Below are 18,981 nucleotides of genomic sequence, written 5' to 3'. Positions count from 1 at the left end.
GACTGCATTAGTTTATACTTTTAGCTCAACCTCTAAGCCGATTAAATCTGCGTACTGGTCCAAGATAGGCTGGGCTTCGTTTTGAATAAATTCTTCGGTCTGGATAGGTGCAAATCCGATAAAGTTCTTTGGTGATAGCACTTCCGCGATTTTAGATTTATCCATTTTTAGCGAAGTATCGTTCATTATGCGCTCTATCAAGTCGTTTTCCTTGCCCTCTACTTTCACTTTTTTGCTGGCTTCCATAGAATGTTGGCGGATGGTTTCGTGGATTTCCTGTCGGTCGCCGCCCGCTTTTACTTCTTCCATAATGATGTATTCTGTTGCCATAAAAGGCAATTCTTCCATAATATGCTTGTTGATGCGGTTCTCATAAACCACCAATCCATTGAGGATATTGTTCCAAATCAGGAGGATGGCATCCACCGCTAAAAACGCCTGTGGAATGGTCAAACGCTTGTTGGCAGAGTCGTCCAAAGTTCGCTCAAACCACTGCGTAGCCGCTACCATAGCGGAACTTGAAGAGAGCGACATCACATATTTTGACAATGCGCCAATCCGCTCCGAGCGCATAGGATTTCGTTTATAAGCCATCGCCGAAGATCCAATTTGGTTTTTCTCAAACGGCTCTTCCACTTCTTTAAGGTTCTGGAGCAAGCGCAAATCATTAGTAAACTTATGTGCAGATTGTGCAATATTGGACAATAAAGACACTACTTTTGCATCTATTTTCCTATCATAAGTTTGCCCCGAAACGCCAAAAACTTTATCAAATCCGAAGCGTTTAGAGAGTTCTCTATCCAGTGTTTTAACCTTGTTATAATCGCCGTTAAAGAGTTCTAAAAAGCTGGCTGCCGTCCCCGTAGTACCTTTAACCCCACGAAAACGCAGCGTTTCTAAGAAAAATTCTAATTCTTCAAAATCCAAAATTAAAGATTGAAGCCAAAGTGTAGCGCGCTTGCCCACCGTGGTCAGTTGTGCTGGCTGAAAATGGGTAAAACCCAACGTTGGCACATCCTTATATTTCAAGGCGAAATCCGAAAGCCCTTTGATCACATTGACCAACTTTTTTCTTAAAATGATTAAGCCATCACGGATCTGAATTAAATCGGTGTTGTCTCCTACAAACGCCGATGTAGCGCCCAAATGAATGATACCCTTGGCTGAAGGTGCCACATCGCCATAAGTATGCACATGCGCCATTACATCGTGGCGGAATTTCTTCTCATACTCGGCGGCTTTGGCGTAGTCAATGTCTTCAATATGGGCTTTGAGTTCGGCAATTTGTGCATCGGAAATATCTAAACCCAAGTCTTTTTCAATCTCCGCTAAGGCAACCCACAGCTTTCGCCAAGTTTGGAATTTATTATCGTGAGAGAAATTAAACAACATCTCTGGACTGGAATAGCGCTCCTCCAAAGGATTTTTGTAGGTGTTCATTTTTACTTTTTATTTTTTTATGATGCACAAAAATAAGCATTTTAACAGAAATTCAAAACAATATATCAGATTTATTTTAATTGATTGAGATAGAACAAAGTGTCCTGCGGTAGCAAGTCTGGATAAAAAACCTTGATGTAATCCCGAAGCACCCAATCTGCCCGCACAGTACCGCTTTCAAAGTAATCATTAGCGCTGCCTTTTTCGCGTTTTGCCATACCGTAGAGCTGCCCTGTTTGGAAAACTTTCATTTTAGCATAAGCTGGATTGACTGCCAAAAGTTCCTTTTTAAACCGATGATTAGAAAGATTCATCCAATATTCTGCCGACGCTGCTTTGGTATAAACCTCCTCAAAACTTAAAGGTTCCGCCTTGGCAGATTCGAGGTTTTTAAAAATATAATCCGCACCTGCGTCTTGGTAATATTGCGCCACAAAAGTCGCTCCCCCTGGCACAAACCACTGATTCCCATACATTTCATTAGACAAAACACGGGGGTTATTTTGTTGATTTTGCACCATTTTTTTCAATTGATTGTAATTTTGTTCTATTTCAAGGTAATGCTGATGCGCCTCTGCCTCTACCCCAAACAATTTTCCAAATACTTTTAAATATGCCGATTTCTCTAATGGCGTCGCCTCTAAATATTCATCTAAAAAAATCACTTTGATGCCATTATTTTTAAAAATAGTATAAACATTTTCAAAATTAGGGATATAATTAGTAAAAATAGCGTCTGGTTTTAGCGTTATTATTTTTTCTACATCGTATTTTTGGTCATTGCCTACCACTTGTATTTTTCCTGACTCTATCATCGTATGGATTTTATCGGAATAAATGTATTCTGGACTTGCCACCCCTACGATCTGATGTTCTAAACCCAACTCCAAAAGATAGCCCAATATCGTGTCGTTAAGCAAAACTACCCGATTAAACGGCAGCTCATTTTTGGGAAATTGATAGGTAAACTTCCCTGATTGGAGCACCAATTCTGAAGAATCTTCTTGATAATTGACATTTTTAGAGACTACAACTACCCTACCAACTTTCTGATTATCAGATTTTTTACAAGCATAAAGCAAAAATAAAAGACAAAAAAAGTGTAAAAAATTAGTTTTCATATTCATATTATTAAAAATTTTTATATATTTGCAATCTCAAAACGGACGCGTAGCTCAATTGGATAGAGCGTCAGATTACGGCTCTGAAGGTTGAGGGTTCGACTCCTTCCGCGTTCACTTGAAAAACCTCTCTTCGTGAGAGGTTTTTTCCTTAAAGCAAGAATAACAGACACTTACGGTTATCCTGATTGCGGTTTGCAAATATACTAAATGCAGATTAAATGCAATTTTGGTCACTATAATGGTCACTCACTTTTTTCACAGTGACCGAAACCTGTTTTTTTAACCAAAAAAACAGAACGGCGATGCTTTTAAATTCTTACCATTTCAACAATTTACATCGTAGCGAAAATAATTTTGCTTCAATGAAATATTCTTTTTTCTTAAAAAGGATTACAAAAATAAGGATGGAAAAAGTCCTCTTTATCTTAGACTTGGTCTATGCACCTTCGTAAAAATCCAACAAGTATTCTAATTATTTTGCTATTTCTAAGAAATGTTATATCTTTGCAACGGCAAGTCCTAAACAACCAGCTCCTGAAAATCCTCCAGGGTGGGAACGCAGCAAAGGTAATCGGTTGTAGCGGTGTGATTTAGGTAGCTTGCCATTTTTTATTGGACTACTTTCACTCGCTTTTATTTTACTCAAAACTTAGCCTAAATCGGAATAGATGACTTAATTTTGGTTTCATACCAAACTGAGCTTCATAAAAAAACCGCTCATCTTTTAGATCAGCGGCTCTTTATTTTTAAGCATTTAAATTTAAGCATTGGTTGATTTCCCTGAAGCCACGCTAATTTCCGGCAATTGATCAATTTGCAAAGTTCTAATAGGGAACGGAATATTGATATTATGGGCATCGTAAGCCTTTTTGAGAGCGATGATCAGGTTGCTTTTTTGCATCGCTACTTCTAAACCAGAATTGGTATCTATAGCGCATCTCAACTCAAAATTGATAGAGCTATCCCCAAATTCTTGGTACATAAATACAATATCTGGATTTTCGGACAAATTCTGCACTGTATTGGTTATTGTCTCTATGGTTATTTTTTTAACCAACTCTAAATCAGACTCATAACCCACTCCGCATTTAAGCACCAACTTTCTTCTGTTGGTAAGTGATGAATTTTTAATTGGACCATCTAACACCAATTTATTCGGAAGTAGTACAATATTATGCTCCACATCTCTGATCGTGGTCATCCTAAAATCAATATCGATAATCTCGCCAGAATAGCCGTTGGAAGTAATCCAGTCACCGATTTTAACATTTTTAATGAGTGAAAGCACAATTCCAGAAAAAGTATTGGATAGCGTGCCTTGGAGCGCCAAACCGACCGCTAAACCCATAACCCCAGCACCTGCCAAAATGGTTTTCAGAATACCGTTAAGGTTAAGCACCATCAGCACTAAGAAAATCCCCAAAGTAATCACACCTCCTGCTACTGCTCTCGCAATTACATTTTTAGCAGAATCTTGCAAATTGGTCTTAAAAAGTAGTTTTTTCGTCAGTTTACTAATCACTCTGGATAAGAAAAAACAAATAACAAAGACAATAATTGCAACAATAATATTAGGAATATTAGAAAATAATGTTCTTTGCCAAGATTCTAATTTATCGTAAGTTTTATCCCACGCCGAGTCTATCCCTATCGTAAAACTACGATTTACATCGATTAAAAACATAAATTATATATTTCTTTTTTTAACAGTTAATTTTTTAATAAATTGATTATTGAGGTAAATTATTCCCACTCAATAGTAGCGGGCGGTTTACTGGAAATATCGTAAGCCACGCGGTTGATGCCTTGCACCTCATTGATAATTCTATTGGACACCTTTTCTAAAAATGCCCAAGGGAAATGGCTAAAAGTCGCCGTCATAAAATCTATCGTGTTGGCAGAGCGCATCACAGCGGTATATTCATAAGTCCGCTCATCGCCCATTACGCCCACAGATTTTACAGGAAGTAACACCACAAACGCCTGCGAAACCTTTTCGTAAAGGTCATTTTTATAAAGTTCTTCAATAAAAATATCATCGGCATCTTGTAGAATTCGTACTTTTTCGGCATCTACTTCGCCTAAAACCCGAATGCCCAAACCTGGACCAGGGAAAGGATGACGGTACACCAAATGGTGCGGAATGCCTAACTCCTCGCCCACTTTTCGCACCTCATCTTTAAAGAGTTCCCGAAGTGGCTCCAACAACTCAAACGCCATTTCTTCTGGCAAACCTCCCACATTATGGTGGGATTTTATCACCGCCGAAGGTCCGTTAACTGACTGAGACTCTATCACATCAGGATAAATGGTGCCTTGCGCCAAGAATTTCGCGCCTTCTATTTTATGCGACTCTTCATCAAACACCGCCACAAATTCATTGCCGATAATTTTTCGTTTTTCCTCTGGATCAGAAACGCCTTTTAACTTTGATAAAAACCTTTCCGAAGCATCTATCAGCTTGATATTGAGGTTAAAATGAGAACCATAATTCTCCATTACCTTTTGAGCTTCATCTTTTCTGAGCAAGCCTGTATCCACAAAAATGCAAGTCAGCTGATCGCCGATCGCCTTATGGATAAGCACCGCAGCCACGGAAGAATCCACACCGCCAGAAAGCCCTAAAATCACCTTTTGATCACCCACCTTAGCCTTAATATCTGCAATGGTGCGGTCTATATAATTGGTTAATTTCCAGTTTTTTTCCGCTTTACAAATGTTAAAAACAAAATTTTCTAACATCTTCGTCCCCTCCTCTGTATGAGATACTTCGGGGTGAAACTGAACGCAATAAATGGCTTTATCCTCGTTAGAAATGGCGGAAATCACATCGGTTTTTGCATTGACAACAAAGCCCTCTGGCACGGTTTCCACCTCATCAAAATGACTCATCCAAACCGTTGATTTTTCAGCAACGCCATCAAATAAACGAGACGATTGCTGAATTTCTAATTCCGCTTTTCCGTACTCGCCTTTTTCGCCTTTTTTTACTTTACCGCCCAAAAGATGCGTGGTGAGCTGCATTCCGTAGCAAATCCCAAACACAGGAATGGACTGTTCGAACAGGACTTTATCCACCAAATGCGCTTCTTCGGCATTAACGGAACTCGGTCCTCCTGAAAGGATAATCCCCTTAGGTTTTTTGGCTAAAATGGTTTCCAAAGGCGTATTGTAGGGTAAAATTTCGGTGTAAACGCCCATTTCTCGGATACGCCGCCCAATGAGTTGGTTGTACTGTGAACCAAAATCTAATATGATAATTCCGTTTTGCATAAAAAAAGCTTATTATTGATGTATAGATGATAAAAAACAATTAGGAATAAGAAATTGTAAATTCTCATTTCTACTTCCTAATTGCTGATATTTTGTTAATTAAAATTTCGCGATGTCTTCTCTATAAAATGCGTAATCAAATTTTACAGGTAAGGCATCTGCATATACGCTTTCTCTCGCTTCCTCATAAGTAGGTGCCGTAGCGACTAAATTAAGCACACGCCCACCATTGGTTACAATTCTGTCCCCTTGTCTGGTAGCGCCAGCAAAGAGAATTTGGCTATGGGTGACTTTATCTAAGCCTGTGATTTCAAAGCCTGTTTCAATATTTCTTGGATAACCGCCAGAACACATCACCAAACATACTGCTTTTTCATCTTTAAATTGAAGCTCTATATTCTTGCCTTCTAAGCAATCTTCAATTAAATCGCAGAGGTTATTTTCTAATAATGGCATAATCACCTGCGTTTCTGGATCGCCCAATCTCATATTGTATTCCAAACAATAACAGCCCTCTGCCGTTACCATCAATCCGAAGAAAATAAAGCCTTGGAATTCTAAATTTTCCGCTTTGAGCCCCGCCATTGTAGGTTCTAACACATTGATTTTGAAGTCTTCCATATGGGCTTCTGTAAATTCTGGGCTCGGTGCTACGCTCCCCATTCCGCCAGTATTAGCGCCTGTATCTCCATTACCTACTTTTTTATAATCTTTAACAGGAATACACGGGAACAAAGTTTTTCCATTAGAAAACGCAATGATAGAAGCTTCAAAACCTTTCAAATATTCCTCAATAATCACGCGAATACCAGCATCTCCATAGATTTGTCTGATCATAAAATCATAGATTACCGCTTCCGCTTCCTCTTGGTCTTCGCAAATGATAACGCCTTTGCCGCCTGCCAATCCGCTGGCTTTAATCACCACTGGATAATTGCGATCTTGTAAATAAGCTTTGGCATTTTCATAAGAGTCAAATATCTGAGCTTCAGCGGTTTTCACATTATAAGTTTGCATAAACTTCTTAGAGAATGCCTTGCTGCCTTCCAAAGATGCCGCTTTTTGGTTAGGACCGAACACTTTTAAATCGTGTTTTCTAAACTCATCTACCAAACCGTCTACCAATGGCGCTTCTGGCCCCACAATGGTAAGATCTATTTTCTCTTTAATCGCAAAGTTTCTCAATGAAACAATATCGGTTTCGTGGCAAGTTTTCCCCATCGTTTGGGTGGTAGCATTGCCTTTTGCAAAATACATTTCTGTTATGCGGTGGTCTTCTTTCAGTTTGATGGCTAAGGCAGACTCTCTACCTCCGTTTCCTACAATTAGTATTCTCATTATGTTGCTTATTTTCTATTTTTAATATATGAAAAAGATGTATTGGACAAAAATACAAATTAGATTTTAAACTTGAAATTATTTTTTATAAAGTTTTTTCGGTGGTCATCTCTCGGTATAATCCTAAAATTTTTATCGTGCTTTTAAATAAAAAAGCTGCCCTAATGTAAGGACAGCTTTATTGGGTTTTAATGTTTAAAATCTGCGACATCTTTTGGATGGTGTTTGTGCTTAAACATCACTGCAAAAAGCACCGCTACCACCAAGGCATACAGAGCAAAAGTAAGCCAAATGTGATGCCAATCTTTAACCTCCACAAGGGCAGAAAGGCGGCCATCAGGCAAAATACTCGTATGAAATTCATTTTTTAATATTTCAATAAATGAAGCATCTTGTGGCGTGGTTTCTAAATGTTGCGCCAAAGCTGCCGCGGTATCGTATTTCTTGGTAAAAAAACTATCAATAATCCAACCAGCGGTATAACTACCGATAATTGCGCCAAAGCCGTTGGTCATCATCATAAAAAGCCCTTGCGCCGAGGAGCGAATCTTCTTATCCGTGGTGGTCTCCACAAACAAAGACCCCGAAATATTGAAGAAATCAAACGCCATACCGTAAACAATACAAGAGAGGATAATCATCCAAATGCCTGGACCTGGGTTCCCATACGCAAACAATCCAAAACGAAGCACCCACGCCAACATACTCATCAGCATCACTTTTTTAATTCCAAATTTTCTAAGGAAAAATGGAATAGCCAAGATAAAAAGCGTTTCCGAAATTTGCGAAATGGACATAATAATGGTTGATTTCTCCACAAATATAGATTTCGCGTATTTAGGATAAAACGCAAATTCACTCAAATAAACATCGCCATAGGCATTGGTTAATTGGAGTGCGGCGCCCAACAACATTGAAAACATAAAAAACAGCGCCATCTTATAATGTCCAAACAATTTAAAGGCGTTAAGTCCCAATTGCTCTGCCAAAGAAGCGGATTTATCAATCAACTTTTGAGGTGGCGAGGCAGGTAGCGTAAATGCATAAAGCCCCAAAACGACCGCTACTGCACCAGCGATATAAAATTGACCCTCCGTCGCTTTGTTGCCCGTAAGGTTGGTAATCCACATCGCTACGATGAAACCTATGGTCCCCCAAACTCTAAGACTTGGGAAAACCTTGACCACATCATAACCTTTATCATTGAGAATGTGATAGTTAACCGAGTTAGAAAGCGCAATGGTTGGCATATAGAACACCATTGCTAAAAGCATCAGCCAGAAAAATACCGTCGGCGATTCTGCATGAGGCAGGTAAAACAAAGTAACCGCATAGGCAATTTGTAACACGCCATAGAGTTTTTCGGCGTTTATCCAGCGGTCTGCCACGATCCCTGCCAGCGTAGGCATAAAAATAGAGGCAATCCCCATAGTGCCAAATACCGCACCAAACTGCGTGCTATCCCAATGTTTCGTTCCGAACCAAAAATTCGCCATTGTAATCAACCAAGCGCCCCAAACAAAATATTGTAAAAAATTGAGGATGGTGAGTCGTAATTTTATATCCATTTTCAATAATATTAGTCTATTTTCTTTTGTTTTTTCTTAATTTTATCTTGTAATTCTACCGCTAAATCAAAATCTTCATTTTTCACGGCTTCTTCTAACCTCAGCTGGAGTTCCTCCAAAGATTCTTCCTCCATCAGTAGTTCCAACATCTCTTCCTCGGTATTCACTTGATGAATTTCCAGTAAAATTCCCGCTTCCTCCAGCACCTCTACAGTTGAAAAAATATCAGCATCATAGCGCACCGCCAAGGCTACCGCATCCGAAGTGCGTGCATCTAAAATCACCGTTTCGTGGGTTTCTTTGCTTTTTAAATGAATATTGGAGAAGAACACGCCATCAATAATTTTGTAGATTACCACATATTCAAAATAGTAATGTGCGGCATCGATAAACTGGCTAAACAAATCGTGGGTGAGCGGTCTGGAAGGCTGTTTGATAGCCTCTCTCTCCAAACCTAAAGAAATCGCCTGTGCGCCATAATAGTCTATCACAATGGGCAATTTAATCCCGCTATCTTCCTCTTCTAACAGCAAAGCATAAGCCCCCGTCTGCGTTTGGCTGGGCGATATTCCTCTTATGATTAACTTTTTGTAATTCATAAGCACAAATATATAAAAAAAACACTATCTACATTGAGGCTGATAGTGTTTTTATTCAAAAATATGATTTATATTATACGCCTTTGAGCGCTTTTATTTTCTCTGTTAAGGCTGGTACAATCTGGAAGGCATCTCCCACCACACCATAATCCGCTGATTTAAAGAACGGTGCCTCTGGATCATTATTGATGACCACAATGGTTTTTGAAGAGTTAACCCCTGCCAAATGTTGGATTGCCCCTGAAATTCCTACTGCTATATAAAGGTTAGGCGCAATGGCTTTTCCAGTTTGCCCCACATGCTCAGAGTGTGGTCTCCAACCGATGTCTGACACAGGCTTAGAACACGCCGTAGCAGCGCCAAGCACTTGTGCCAAGTCTTCTATCATCCCCCAATTTTCAGGTCCTTTCATCCCTCTACCTGCCGAAACCACAATTTCTGCTTCTTTGAGGTCTAATTTTCCTGAAGATTGCTCGTGGCTAACCACTTTGATATCGTCATTGCTCACGCTTAAATCCCGAGTCTCAACTGTTCCAGCCACTGGATTTTCTTTCACGCCAAAAGCATTTTGAGATACGGTCACGATCACGCCATTTCCCTCCGCTTTTGCTACCATAAAGGCTTTTCCTGAGAACGCCTTGCGCTTTACTTCAAAAGGAGAAACGCTGGTTGGTTTTTCCACTGCATTGGTAATTAAAGCATAGTTTTTAATCACCGCCAACATAGGCGCTATAGCGGCGGCATCTGTGGTGTGCGGAAATACGATCACCTGACCATCAACCACCTCTGAAAGGGCTTGGGCATAAGCTTTAGCGCTGAATGATTTTAAACCTTCATCTTTAATGTGGATAACCTTTTCTGCGCCATATTGGTAAAGCGCTTCTGCGGCATCCGTTGGGTTAATGCTTACAGCCACTACGCTGTCCCCCACTGCCTCCGCGATGGATTTAGCATAAGACACGGCTTCAAAAGCGGCTTTTTTATAAGTTCCGTTAATTGTTTCTGTATATACGAATATTGCCATTTTTTAGTTTGTTTAAAGTTAAAATAAATACTAAAATTAAATCACTTTAGCCTCTTCGTGGAGGGCTTTCACCAATCCGTCTAAATCATCAGGAGAGAATAGTTTAACCGCCGCTCTTGGTGGTACGCTATCAAAAGATACCGCTTTCACTTTTACCTCTGCTGCTGTAGACTCTTGTACATTTAAAGGTTTGGTTCTTGCCGACATAATGCCTCGCATATTAGGGATAATGAGTTCTTTTTCATCCACCAAGCCTTTCTGACCTGCAACCACCAAAGGTAATGACACGGCAACCGTTTCTTTACCGCCGTCAATCTCTCTAACCGCCGTAGCTTCGGTACCATTCACTTCTAAACCAACACAAGCATTCACAAAAGAATGTTCCAATAACTGAGCAACCATTCCTGGTACTGCACCGCCGTTATAATCAATAGATTCTTTACCACAAAGGATTAAATCATAACCGCCTGTTTTAGCCACATTCGCGATTTCTTGGGCTACAGAAAAACTATCCTGAGGCTCAGCATTCACACGAATTGCCTCATCAGCACCTATGGCTAAAGCCTTTCTAATAACGGCTTCGGTGCCTGCATCTCCCACATTAACCACAGTGACTTTAGCGCCTGCAGATTGTTGTAATTTTACAGCTTTGGTGAGTGCAAATTCATCTAATGGATTAATGACCCACTGGATTCCGTTTTTATCAAATGCAGAATGGTCTGCGGTAAAGTTAATTTTAGAAGTAGTATCTGGTACACTACTGATACAAACTAATATCTTCATATCGTTCTAATTTTTAATTGTTTTATAGGTGGCTAATATACTAAAAAATATTATGCGTGCATAAGATTTTTTCAAGTAAATTTATTTATCGCATAATTTTATTTGGGCAAAGTAGGTCTTAGCTCTATTTTACTCGGCAAAGTCCTTGGGTTAAGTTTGAGAAGGTCTAATACCACTTGCCCGATGTCCTCTGGTTGTATTTTCCAATGATCTTCTTCGGAAGGTTGGTGCTGGTCAAAATGGCTGGCTACCGAGCCTGGCATAATGGTCGTGACTTTAATATTGTATTTCCTAAGGTCTAACATTGCGGCTTGGGTAAAGCCCACCACCCCGAATTTAGAAGCGTTATACCCTGCTCCTTTTTCAAAAAAATTGATCCCTGCCAAACTGGAAATACTGATGAAATAGCCTTGCGACTGTTTAAGCGCCTCCACCGAGGCTTTGAGGGTGTAAAAAACTCCGCTCAGATTGGTGTCTATCATCTCTTGCCACTCCTCCACGCTCAGCTCATCTACGGGTTTAAAGTGCCCTAAGCCAGCATTAGCCACCACCACATCTAACCGCCCAAAATGGGCTTTAATCTTTTCTACCGCCGCTATTTCATCTTGAATATTTTTGACATTAGAACCTAAGCCCAAAACCTTGCTTTCATCATCAGATAGGGCTTTTGCTGCTTGTATGGCATCGGCTTCATTTCTGCCACTTATCGCGATTTTCATTCCTGCCGACAGCAATATTTTGGCAATGCCGAAACCTATGCCTTTGGTGCCTCCTGTAATGTAGGCTACTTTTCCTTGTAAATCCATCATTTATTTCATTTTTAATATTGATTACCGACCCCATTTTTTATCTTGGTCGGCTTTTATTTTTTGTTCTGTTGCGTTGTTCCCCGCTTGATAAAACACCTGCCCTCGCAATTCTTCGGGTAAAAATTCTTGCTTTACAAAATTGCCCTCATAGGCGTGGGCATAGCGGTAATCTTTGCCATAATCCAAATTTTTCATCAGTTTGGTTGGGGCATTTCTAAGATGCAAAGGCACGGGAAGGTGCGAAGTTTTTTTTGCTATCGCCATCGCTTCATTGATGGCTCTATATGCAGAATTGCTCTTCGGCGATACGGCTAAATAAATGGCACATTCGCTGAGGATAATCCGTGCTTCGGGGTTCCCAATCACATTGACCGCTTGGAAACAGTTGTTCGCTATCGTTAAAGCATTAGGATTGGCTAAACCTATATCTTCCGATGCCAAAATAAGCAAGCGTCGCGCGATGAATTTCACATCCTCACCACCGACCAACATTCTGCCCAGCCAATACACCGCCGCATCTGGATCACTCCCTCTAATCGACTTGATAAACGCCGAAATAATATCATAATGCTGCTCGCCATTTTTATCATAAATCGCCATATTTTCCTGAAGTACTTGCAAGACATCGGCGGTTAGAATTTCCGTTTTAGAAGTGTTTTTATACTGATTAAGCACCCATTCTACCGCGTTGATGAGCTTTCTGGCATCGCCCCCTGAATATTGAATAAACGCTTCTTTATCGATGATCTTAAAGTCTTTTTTTTCATCTTGGTTAAAGCGCTCTAATGCCACCTCAATCAAGCTTTCCAACTTCTCATAAGACAATGATTTTAAGACATAAACCTGCGCTCGAGATAGCAAGGCTGGCACCACCTCAAAGCTCGGATTTTCTGTAGTTGCACCGATGAGGACAATCCAGCCTTTCTCTACAGCGTGGAGCAATGAGTCTTGCTGAGATTTATTAAACCGATGGATTTCATCAATAAATAAAATAGGCGGTTTTCCAGAAAATAAATGCTGTTTTTTGGCATCATCAATCACCTCTCGGACTTCCTTAACGCCGCTGGAAACCGCCGAGAGCTTAAAAAACTTCCGTCCAGATTTCTCCGAAATAATCTCTGCCAAAGTGGTCTTCCCTGTCCCTGGCGGTCCCCAAAGAATGATAGAGCTCAGTGTATCGTTTTCTATCATTTTTCTTATCGGTCCGTTCTCGTTGGTCAGGTGCTCCTGCCCTATCACTTGGTCCAAAGTTTTGGGTCTCAGTTTTTCCGCTAAAGGTGTGTTTGTATTCAAAATTTTGTTCGTTTATAACCAATTCTACATTCTCTATCGCAGACAAAGTTACCAATAAAAAAGGAAAAATAGCGTGTTAAATTTTTATTTTTTTCTTCATTTCTAAGACACAGCGTTTTCCTTCATCAAAACGAAAATAACACCGCCAAAACCTGACTTTCTACGGTATTTTTAAAAATTTTAATCTATATTTGCAGTGTTTTGAAATCTCGCATCAACCATATTTTCATATTGCCGCTGGTGGCACTCATCAAGTTTTACCAATACGCCATTTCGCCGTGGTTAGGTAAAAACTGCAGGTATGAGCCCACTTGCTCTCATTATATGCTGGAGGCGCTGCGCCGCCATGGTTTATGGCGAGGTTTTGGGTTGGGCATCAAAAGAATTAGCCGATGCCATCCTTGGGGCGGTAGTGGCTACGACCCTGTGCCAAAGAACATTAAAAATACAGACGTTTAAGATATGAATACATTGTTATACATCACTTGGAACCCGCCTAAGGGCATAGAATTGGGACCTTTTACGCTTCATTTTTATAGCCTTATGTTCGTTATTGCGTTCAGTTTGGGGTATATGATTATGAAAAAAATCTATAAAACCGATGGTGTTAGTGAAAAATATTTAGAACCGCTACTCACTTGGACTGTGGTTGGGACTATTTTGGGTGCCAGATTGGGGCATGTTATTTTCTACCAACCCGAATTATTTAAAGAAGATTTTTGGTCGGTATTTTTGCCTATCCGCACAAAACCTCATTTTGAATTCACAGGTTTTTCTGGTTTAGCCAGCCATGGCGCCGCTATTGCCTTGGTGCTGACTACGCTCTATTATAGTTACAACATCATCAAAAAAAATCCATTTTGGGTTTATGACCGCATTGGGATTGTCGTGGCTTTGGGCGGTGGCTTTGTCCGAATTGGCAACTTTTTCAACTCTGAAATCATCGGTAAACCAGCGCCTGAACATTCACCATTTGCGATTTTATTTCCGCAACAAAGTTTTGAATATGGTCCCGTAGTGCCGCGCTATCCCACCCAACTTTTTGAGGCTTTTGGGTATTTCTGTCTGTTTATTTTGCTTTGGTATCTTTATAGAAAAACCAAAGTGAAATACCAGCAAGGTTGGCTTTTTGGGCTATTTTTATTGTTGCTGTGGGCTATTCGTTTTGTGGTAGAATTTTGGAAAGAACCCCAAGGCGATGAGTTTATCCAATGGGGCGGGCTCAATACGGGGCAAGTACTGTCCATTCCTTTTATGCTGGCTGGCGTCACTATTATGCTGATTTCCAAAAAATTCAAAACCACTGAAAACTAAGCCTTTCTCTTTTAATATTAGGGTGCTGGGCTTATCATAGGTTAAGAAAGGGGACAATCGTTTTGACTTTAAAATTTATTATCGTATTTTTGTAGAAAATGAAATGATAATTTAAAATTTTAATCATATGTCAAAAGCAATTTCACAAGTTCCTCTTGCGGTTAATGAGCCTGTAAGAGCCTATGAGCCACAATCTCCAGAAGTTAACTCCCTCATCAGCACTTATAAAAAAATGTGGGCGGAGAAAGTGGAAATCCCAATGGTGATCAACGGAAAAGCCGTTACTTCTAACGAAAAAGTGAACATCACCTCGCCACAAGACCACCAGCACAGCCTCGGTTTTTACTACAAAGGCGATATGAATACCGTAGATGAAGCCATCAATGCAGCATTAGCTGCCAAAGCTCAATGGAACGCCTTGGGTTGGGAACAGCGCGCTTCTATCTTCTTAAAAGCGGCAGATCTCATCGCTGGACCATACCGCGACAAACTGAATGCTGCCACTATGATTGGACAATCTAAAAATGTACACCAAGCCGAAATAGACTCCGCCTGCGAGTTTATAGATTTCCTAAGATTCAATGTGGAATTTATGACGGAAATGTATGCCGAGCAACCCGTGTCTGATTCAGGCATCTGGAATCGCTCAGAGTATCGTCCATTAGAGGGCTTCTGTTTCGCTGTTACGCCGTTTAACTTTACCGCCATCTCTGGAAACTTGCCAACTTGTATGGCGATGATGGGCAATGTGGTGGTTTGGAAACCTTCTGACAAACAAGTTTATTCCGCAAAAGTGATTATGGAAGTCTTGCAAGAGGCAGGATTGCCAGATGGCGTGATCAATATGATTTTTACCGATGGTAAAGAAACGGCAGAAAAAGTCCTTGCTCACCCAGATTTCGCAGGGTTGCACTTTACGGGTTCTACCAAAGTGTTCCAAGGGATGTGGAAAATGATTGGCGACAACATCCACAAATACAAATCTTACCCAAGAATAGTGGGCGAAACAGGCGGTAAAGACTTCGTTATGGTTCACCCTTCCGCTAAAACCGATGCCGTAGCCACTGCGTTGGTTAGAGGTGCGTTTGAGTACCAAGGTCAAAAATGTTCGGCAGCGTCCAGAGCGTATATCCCGAAATCGCTTTGGCAAGAGGTTAAAGCCAAAATGGAAGCGCAATTGGCAACGGTAAAAGTAGGTTCTCCAGAAGATCCATCTAACTTTGTGAATGCCGTTATCGACCAAAATTCATTTGAAAAATGCAAAGGCTACATTGAAAGAGCCGAAAAATCTTCAGAAGCGCAAGTGATCATCGGTGGAAAAACAGACGACAGCAAAGGTTGGTTTGTTCACCCAACGGTGATAGAGACTTCTAACCCTCATTACGAAAGTATGGTGGAAGAGATTTTTGGTCCTATCTTAACGGTTTATGTTTATGAAGATGCCGACTGGAAAGAAACGCTAAAATTGGTAGACAGCACCTCGCCATACTCGCTTACAGGATCTATATTTTCACAATGTAGATATGCGATAGATGAGGCATACCACGCGTTAGAAAATGCCGCTGGTAACTTCTACATCAACGATAAGCCAACGGGCGCCGTAGTGGGTCAACAGCCATTTGGTGGCTCCAGAGCTTCTGGTACGAACGACAAAGCGGGCTCTAAAATGAACCTTCTGCGTTGGGTTTCTGTACGCAGCATCAAGGAGACTTTTGTACCGCCAACAGATTATAAATACCCTTATTTAGGATAAAAAATAGAAACCGCCCTCAGTTTTGAAGGCGGTTTTTTATTGAGGATTATTGATTTCGTCTTAAAAACGCCAATCTATACCAAAATTAACGGAGGCTAAATTTAGCGAACCTGGATTGATTAAAGTATTCCCTATCATATTAAACTTATACGAGCTCATAGTATTTTTGTACCCCACATAAAGTTTAGCATTTTCACCAAGTCTATAGCCCATTTTCGGATAGAGATACAATCCGCCTTTAAAAGCCTCATTTGTTGTAAAAGAATACCCAAAATCTAAATCTACATAAAGTGGAGCACTACTAAAAAAGCCTTGTGCCTTAAGCGCCAAAGGTATGGTTCCCAGATCTTTGTTATTGGCTTTCATCAAATAGTGTGAATATCCCGTGGTTAAACCTAAGGAAAATTTTTCCGATATACTTTGAGTATAGGCGATCCCCACCCCTACATTAGCCGAGGTATGTGGGCTATTTTTCCTGTTGGAAATCCGAAATCTGTACTTGCAGAAAACTCCTGAGAATACAGCATAGAAGTCATCACTAAACTGATTGAGAATAGAAGTATTTTTTTCATTTTTAATTGATTTATAGTTATCGCACAAAGCTATCAATTTATTTTAATTCTAAATAAAAGCAATAGTATTTTTACTATGTATAGCATAATAAAATACTCAATTTTATCCCTTATTATATGTAGAAATTTTGAGAAAAAAATCGCTTAAGTAAAGTAACCTAAGCGATTTTTTCAATTGATATATTTTTAAGATTTTGCCATTCTTTCGGCGCGTTTTCTATCTTCTTCGGAAAGGATTTTCTTTCTCATACGGATAAAGTTAGGCGTTACCTCTATCGCCTCATCAGCTTGAATGTATTCCATACATTCCTCTAAGGTCATCAGCACTTTTGGAGCGATGCTGCCATCTTTATCTTTCCCTGCTGCACGCATATTGTTCAGCTGTTTGCCTTCCACGATGTTCACCACCAAATCTCCAGGTTTATTCTGTTCGCCTACAATCATTCCCACATAAACCTCTTCTCCTGGATCCACGAAGAAACGCCCTCTATCTTGCAGTTTTTCAATAGAATAAGCCGTTGCAGAGCCTTGATTTTTAGAAATTAAAACCCCATTATTTCGCCCTGGTATTTGTCCTTTAAAAGGTTTATAATCGATGAAGCGGTGTGCCATAATCGCCTCGCCCGCCGTAGCGGTAAGCATCTGAGAACGCAAACCGATTAACCCTCTGGATGGAATTTCAAACTCCAAATGTTGCATCTCTCCTTTGGTTTCCATAATGTGAAGATCGCCCTTTCGCTGCGTTGCCAAATCAATAACCCTTGATGCGTATTCCTCTGGAACATCTACCACCAAAGATTCGTAAGGCTCGCATTGTTCGCCATCAATCTCTCTTAAAATCACTTGTGGCTGCCCAATGGTCATCTCATAACCCTCTCTACGCATAGTTTCTATTAATACCGATAAGTGCAAAATCCCTCTACCGAACACCAAGAAAGTGTTGGCATCTTCTGTCTGTTCTACTCTAAGGGCTAAGTTTTTCTCTAACTCTTTTTCTAACCTGTCTTTCAGGTGGTTAGAGGTTACATATTTCCCATCTTTCCCAAAAAATGGTGAGTTGTTAATGGAGAAAGTCATATTAAGCGTTGGCTCGTCTATGCTCAATCTCGGCAACGGCTCTGGGTTTTCTAAATCCACAAAGGTATCACCAATTTGGAACTGGTCAAAGCCAACAATGGCACAAATATCGCCGGCGAAAACTTCGCTCACTTTCTTTTTGCCTAAGCCTTCAAAAACATAAAGTTCTTTTACTTTGCCTTTAATTATTTTGCCATCTTCTTGTGCCAAACCGATCCACTGGGCTTCTTTCACGGAGCCTCTCGTGACTTTACCAATGGCTATTCTCCCCAAAAATGAAGAGTAATCCAAAGAGGTAATCTGCATCTGTAAGCTTCCTTCCGATACTTTTGGCGCTGGTACATATTCCAAAATACCATCTAAAATTGGGAGGATATTATCCGTAGGTTCTAAACTCGTGTTGAACCAGCCTTGTTTAGAAGAGCCGTAGAAAGTCGGGAAATCCAACTGTTCTTCTGTGGCATCTAAGTTGAAAAATAAATCAAAAACTTGGTCGTGTACCTCTTCTGGGCGACAGTTCGGCTTGTCTACTTTGTTGATGACTACAATGGGTTTCAGCCCTAATTCTAAAGCTTTGTGCAGTACAAATCTGGTCTGCGGCATAGGTCCTTCAAAGGCATCTACCAAAAGAAGTACCCCATCTGCCATTTTGAGCACCCGCTCTACCTCACCACCGAAATCGGCGTGCCCAGGGGTGTCTATAACATTGATTTTGGTATCTTTATAAGTAACTGATATATTTTTAGATAGGATGGTAATGCCTCGTTCTCTCTCCAAGTCATTGTTATCCATAATGAGCTCTCCGCTTTCTTGGTTTTCTCTAAAGATGTTGGTAGCGTGGATAATTTTATCTACCAAAGTGGTTTTTCCATGGTCAACATGGGCGATAATCGCAATGTTTCTAATGTTTTGCATACTTGTTTTTTACGCGTGCAAAAATAATGAAAAAAAATGGATTAACCTGCACCACAACAAAGCAAGACCACAAAATAAATGTAGCCTTGCTTTATTTTT

Annotated in this window: 16 protein-coding genes, 1 tRNA gene and 1 other RNA gene; 5 read left to right on the top strand and 13 right to left on the bottom strand. The window is 40.3% G+C overall.

The genetic code is table 11. From position 1 onward, the window contains the following. Positions 1-12: 12 nt before the first annotated feature. Together purB and NYR17_RS05405 are read right to left on the bottom strand one after the other, a co-directional pair. The gene (gene purB, locus NYR17_RS05410) at positions 13-1,440 is read right to left on the bottom strand and encodes an adenylosuccinate lyase (protein ID WP_302504717.1); all 1,428 of its coding nucleotides are present in this window, start codon (positions 1,438-1,440) and stop codon (positions 13-15) included. A gap of 71 nt (positions 1,441-1,511) precedes the next feature. Next, the gene (locus NYR17_RS05405; protein ID WP_302504716.1) at positions 1,512-2,561 is read right to left on the bottom strand and encodes an ABC transporter substrate-binding protein; all 1,050 of its coding nucleotides are present in this window, start codon (positions 2,559-2,561) and stop codon (positions 1,512-1,514) included. 43 nt (positions 2,562-2,604) lie between these two features. On the opposite strand from NYR17_RS05405, the gene NYR17_RS05400 reads away from it, so the two are divergent. Next, positions 2,605-2,678 (top strand) — tRNA-Arg (locus NYR17_RS05400). A 396-nt stretch (positions 2,679-3,074) separates the two neighbouring features. Then, an RNA gene (gene ffs, locus NYR17_RS05395) (signal recognition particle sRNA small type) lies at positions 3,075-3,172 on the top strand. A 152-nt stretch (positions 3,173-3,324) separates the two neighbouring features. On the opposite strand, the gene NYR17_RS05390 is transcribed toward ffs, so the two are convergent. From NYR17_RS05390 to NYR17_RS05350, 9 genes are all read right to left on the bottom strand, one after another. Continuing rightward, positions 3,325-4,248: a mechanosensitive ion channel family protein gene (locus NYR17_RS05390; protein ID WP_302504715.1), complete on the bottom strand. Its 924-nt coding sequence runs from the start codon at positions 4,246-4,248 to the stop codon at positions 3,325-3,327. 59 nt (positions 4,249-4,307) lie between these two features. Then, positions 4,308-5,837, bottom strand: a complete 1,530-nt coding sequence (gene guaA, locus NYR17_RS05385; RefSeq protein ID WP_302504714.1) for a glutamine-hydrolyzing GMP synthase — start codon at positions 5,835-5,837, stop codon at positions 4,308-4,310. 99 nt (positions 5,838-5,936) lie between these two features. Next, entirely contained in the window at positions 5,937-7,175 is a 1,239-nt protein-coding gene (gene purD, locus NYR17_RS05380; protein ID WP_302504713.1) for a phosphoribosylamine--glycine ligase, read from the bottom strand. Positions 7,176-7,363: 188 nt separating this feature from the next. Then, positions 7,364-8,743 (bottom strand): nucleoside permease, encoded by a 1,380-nt coding sequence (locus tag NYR17_RS05375; RefSeq protein ID WP_302504712.1) that lies wholly within the window; start codon positions 8,741-8,743, stop codon positions 7,364-7,366. Positions 8,744-8,754: 11 nt separating this feature from the next. Continuing rightward, the gene (locus tag NYR17_RS05370) at positions 8,755-9,342 is read right to left on the bottom strand and encodes a bifunctional nuclease family protein (RefSeq protein ID WP_302504711.1); all 588 of its coding nucleotides are present in this window, start codon (positions 9,340-9,342) and stop codon (positions 8,755-8,757) included. Positions 9,343-9,415: 73 nt separating this feature from the next. Then, on the bottom strand, positions 9,416-10,366 hold the full coding sequence (locus tag NYR17_RS05365) for an electron transfer flavoprotein subunit alpha/FixB family protein (protein ID WP_302504710.1): 951 nt from the start codon (positions 10,364-10,366) through the stop codon (positions 9,416-9,418). Positions 10,367-10,402: 36 nt separating this feature from the next. Further along, on the bottom strand, positions 10,403-11,149 hold the full coding sequence (locus NYR17_RS05360) for an electron transfer flavoprotein subunit beta/FixA family protein (protein WP_302504709.1): 747 nt from the start codon (positions 11,147-11,149) through the stop codon (positions 10,403-10,405). Positions 11,150-11,247: 98 nt separating this feature from the next. Further along, complete coding sequence (locus NYR17_RS05355) at positions 11,248-11,955, bottom strand: SDR family oxidoreductase (protein ID WP_302507001.1); 708 nt, start codon at positions 11,953-11,955, stop codon at positions 11,248-11,250. A gap of 24 nt (positions 11,956-11,979) precedes the next feature. Continuing rightward, positions 11,980-13,251, bottom strand: coding sequence for a replication-associated recombination protein A (locus NYR17_RS05350; RefSeq protein WP_302504708.1), 1,272 nt, complete (start codon positions 13,249-13,251; stop codon positions 11,980-11,982). A 201-nt stretch (positions 13,252-13,452) separates the two neighbouring features. On the opposite strand from NYR17_RS05350, the gene yidD reads away from it, so the two are divergent. The 3 genes from yidD (at position 13,453) to pruA (ending at position 16,318) form a co-directional block, all read left to right on the top strand. Further along, on the top strand, positions 13,453-13,710 hold the full coding sequence (gene yidD, locus NYR17_RS05345; protein ID WP_302504707.1) for a membrane protein insertion efficiency factor YidD: 258 nt from the start codon (positions 13,453-13,455) through the stop codon (positions 13,708-13,710). Positions 13,711-13,713: 3 nt separating this feature from the next. Beyond that, a complete protein-coding gene (gene lgt, locus NYR17_RS05340) occupies positions 13,714-14,565 on the top strand; it encodes a prolipoprotein diacylglyceryl transferase (RefSeq protein ID WP_302504706.1) in 852 nt (283 codons plus the stop codon). A 127-nt stretch (positions 14,566-14,692) separates the two neighbouring features. Then, positions 14,693-16,318 carry an L-glutamate gamma-semialdehyde dehydrogenase gene (gene pruA, locus NYR17_RS05335; protein ID WP_302504705.1) on the top strand — a complete coding sequence of 542 codons (1,626 nt, stop codon included), beginning with the start codon at positions 14,693-14,695 and terminating at the stop codon, positions 16,316-16,318. Positions 16,319-16,378: 60 nt separating this feature from the next. Here the strand turns inward: pruA and NYR17_RS05330 are convergent, their stop codons facing one another. Further along, positions 16,379-16,918 (bottom strand): hypothetical protein, encoded by a 540-nt coding sequence (locus tag NYR17_RS05330; protein WP_302504704.1) that lies wholly within the window; start codon positions 16,916-16,918, stop codon positions 16,379-16,381. A gap of 158 nt (positions 16,919-17,076) precedes the next feature. Next, complete coding sequence (typA, locus tag NYR17_RS05325) at positions 17,077-18,882, bottom strand: translational GTPase TypA (protein WP_302504703.1); 1,806 nt, start codon at positions 18,880-18,882, stop codon at positions 17,077-17,079. Positions 18,883-18,981 lie beyond the last annotated feature (99 nt).

The organism is Riemerella columbina, assembly GCF_030517065.1.
GTDB classification, from domain to species: domain Bacteria; phylum Bacteroidota; class Bacteroidia; order Flavobacteriales; family Weeksellaceae; genus Riemerella; species Riemerella columbina_A.
This window is presented reverse-complemented; position numbering and strand designations above follow the sequence as displayed.